Origin of the sequence: Fulvivirga lutimaris, from assembly GCF_009711525.1 — a bacterium.
Taxonomy (GTDB): Bacteria; Bacteroidota; Bacteroidia; order Cytophagales; family Cyclobacteriaceae; genus Fulvivirga; species Fulvivirga lutimaris.
On sequence record NZ_SMLV01000158.1, the window covers coordinates 1 to 3,428 of the forward strand.

A 3,428-nucleotide genomic window follows, 5' to 3' on the forward strand; every position below is an offset into this window, starting at 1 on the left:
TATAAGGTTATTGTATTAGTATTTAGTCTATCAATGCCGGCACTGAGCTCATTTCCACTATTTCCAAGCATGTTTGTTATTCCTTTAGAGAACCTTATCTCTGGTGAGAACTTGAACAAAGGATAGTACATGTCAATACCAAATCCGACATCTAATGACATATTAAACGATTTTATATTAAGGTTCTCCTTACTTATTTCATCTACATCATTTTTGCCAGATGCCTCAATTCCAGGCTTTACTCCACCTACCATATACATTCTAAAATTGCCTCTTCTCTCACTCTTATACTTTAGCAGTAAGGGAAATTCAACAACTGTAGTCTCCACTAATTCATCAATTTTAGGCTCATCAAGTCTTAAGTACTCAATACGGTGCTCATAAAATGAAACTTTAGGCAATAGTCTCAAGTCCAAAAATTCGGACAAGTGCATGTTTACTATAAAACCTAACGAGAAACCAGGTGACCATGACGGAGAAATGGCATATAATGAGTCTAACTCCTTAGATACAAATCTGTCAGAGTATTTTAATTGATAAGTTGTGGTGTGAATCCCAATAAGAAAACCATAGCTCAAAAACCTGTCATCATAATTAGGGTTGTTCATAGCCACATTGCGCTGGGCAAAGGCCTGATTAGCTAAAGTGAATAGTACAATGCAAATAAATGCTACTTTTCGCCAATGTATATTGAACTTACTCCGAAGGTTAGTGATTTGCATTGAGTGTTTTTAAAACCTGTTTTTTCTAAAACTTCGAGGAATTTCTTTCCATCTGGAAAAGCCTCAACCGATTCAGGTAAATAAGTGTAAGCAGCATTATCCTTTGATATTACTTTACCAATTTTAGGCAAAATTGCTTTAAAGTAAAAATTGTATAACTGCTTAAATGGAAACTTATTAGGCTTTGAAAATTCTAAGATTACAGCCTTGCCACCTTTCTTTATTACCCGATTCATATCCGCTAAACCTTTTTCAAGATTTTCGAAGTTCCTTACTCCAAATGCAACGATAACAGCATCAAAGGTATTGTCGTCAAACAGAAGTTTTTCAGAGTCGCCAAGTTGTAATTCAATGACATCATCATACCCTTTCTTCTTCATTTTTTCACGACCTACTGAAAGCATGCCTTCAGAAATATCTACACCTACAATTTTTTCTGGCTTCAAAGCTAATGCCTCTATGGCAAAATCTCCCGTACCTGTTGCTATATCAAGAATATGCTTTGGTTGATCTTTTTTAAGCAATCTAATTGCTTTTTTTCTCCATAAAATGTCAATACCTAAAGACAAGAAGTGATTGAGAAAATCATAATTCTTACTGATATTATTGAACATTTCAGCAACCTGCTGCTTCTTACCCGATTCTTTCTCTTTATAAGGTACTACCGTCATGCGTAGGAATTCATTTTCAAAATAGGATGCAAATATCCTCCTTAGCGAAGGATAATCCTAATGAACAACAATCTAGAAATGATTTAGTTAGTAGAAATACTATTTACCGCCAGTAACTTTAAATTCTACCCTTCTGTTAAGCTCACGGCCTTCTTTCTCATCATCATTACTCGCAAGTGGCCGTTCTTCTCCATAGCCCACTGCTGTAATTCTTCGAGCATCAATACCCTTCTTAACCAAGTAGTCTTTAACTGCATTAGCTCTTCTTTGGGAGAGTTGTTTGTTATAATCTTTGGTTCCAATATTATCAGTATGTCCTGAAATCTCTATTTCCAAGCCTGTATTCTCAACCATCATACCCTCAAGCTTATTCAACTCATTGTAAGAGTTATCTTGGAAGGTTGCTTTGTCGAAGTTAAAGTAGATGTTTCTCAAGACTGACCTTGTTCCCATCTGTAACTTCCGCATTCTTACAGTGCGATTAATTGTCTGAGCAGTTGTACTTGCAGCAGGAAGCGATAAATCTATATTTTCAAAAACATATCCTGAATTTTCAACAGAAAGCTTATAATTTTTAGATGCCGTAGCATTTGTAGTAAACTCAAATACTCCTCCTCCTTTTGCTACTTTTCCTACTACCATATTATCTGTACTGGTAAGGCTTACTTTCGCATCCAGGGGTGAATTATCACTATCTACAACTTTAACAACTAAAGTAACAGGCTCCGTATTGTTAACTCCCTTAATGTCTGTTTTGTCTTGCGGCTCTTTATCGGTCTCGTCTACGTCAGTTTCATTCTTACTTGCAAGTGTTTCGCCTACTTCATCTTCTTGTTTAACAGTAACCATATAGATATCTGTGAAGCCAAGTCCATCTTCTCTTACTGATGCGTAATAGCCTCTTTTGCCGTCTTTAGTACTAACAAAGAATATATCATCATCAGGAGTATTTATCGGATACCCCAAATTTATTGGATCAGCCCATTCCCCTGCAGCACTGTCATATGTAGATTTAAAAATATCATATCCACCCATTCCCTTTCTTCCTAATGAGCTGAAATAAAGTGTTTTTCCATCATAATCTATAAATGGTGCATCGTCATCATACTCAGTATTAATCATTGCACCTAAGTTTTTAGACTTAGCCCACTCCCCATTTCTATCTTTCACACTATAGTAAATATCAATACCTCCCTGTCCACCCGGTCTATCTGATGCAAAAAACAGAATATCTCCATCGGGAGAAAGTGAAATTGAAGCCTCCTTAAAACCTTCAGAGTTAACACTCTCACTCAAAGGCTCAGGGAATGTCCATGTGCCATCTTCCTTTCTGTCAGACTGGTAGATATCTCCATTATTCTCATCCTTGTAAAGAAAAAGTTGATTACCATCAGCTGACAAAGCAAGGTTTGAATCGTGGAAAGGAGTATTTACTACATTACCAATATTTTCTGCTTTAGACCATTGCCCATTTTCCTTTGTACTAATAAAAATATCCTCGTAAGGCTTGTTATCAGAAAACACATTTTCATTTAAGTTACCATCTCTCCTTCTCGTAGTGAAAATAAGCATAGTCTCATCCTCGTTAAGAACAGGGCCATACTCTTCATATTCTGTATTAATGGCACTTCCTATGTTTACAATTGTATAATGAGCTGGGTTGGCAACAAATTCAATTGCATTTTTACATTCGAAAATCTTTCTATCTACTTCCGGTAATTCAATTCTATCTCTCCCACGATAACCATCTCTATCAATTAATTTTTGTCGATACCTGTCGTAAAAAGCCAATGCTTTTTCAAACTCCATTCCATAATGGTAACTCTGCCCTATCCAGTATTCAATGTCAAATCGATATTCCGCATCTAATTCCAACACCTTCAAAAAATATTTTACAGCATTTTTCTTCCCTACAGTTTTTATATAAAAGTCTCCTGCTCTCCAATTAGCAACAACATTAGACGGATCTGCTTCGGCTGCCAAGACATAAATATCCCTAACATCAACCATAGGTTGAGCTGCTTGCATCATCAAT

At 36.1% G+C, this 3,428-nt stretch carries 3 protein-coding genes; all 3 read right to left on the reverse strand.

Annotated features, from left to right (window positions below; genetic code table 11):
* On the reverse strand, positions 1-722 hold a 722-nt coding region (porT, locus tag E1140_RS01105; RefSeq protein ID WP_155178147.1), incomplete at its 3' end, for a type IX secretion/gliding motility protein PorT/SprT.
* On the reverse strand, positions 671-1,393 hold the full coding sequence (gene ubiE, locus E1140_RS01110) for a bifunctional demethylmenaquinone methyltransferase/2-methoxy-6-polyprenyl-1,4-benzoquinol methylase UbiE (RefSeq protein ID WP_155178149.1): 723 nt from the start codon (positions 1,391-1,393) through the stop codon (positions 671-673). The genes porT and ubiE, both read right to left, overlap by 52 nt.
* Before the next feature lie 99 nt (positions 1,394-1,492).
* On the reverse strand, positions 1,493-3,428 hold a 1,936-nt coding region (locus E1140_RS01115), incomplete at its 5' end, for an OmpA family protein (RefSeq protein WP_155178152.1).

Coding starts and splice junctions, on each gene's coding strand:
- ubiE (WP_155178149.1), bottom strand. CDS start 1,393: ATGACGGTAGTACCTTATAAAGAGAAAGAATCGGGTAAGAAGCAGCAG.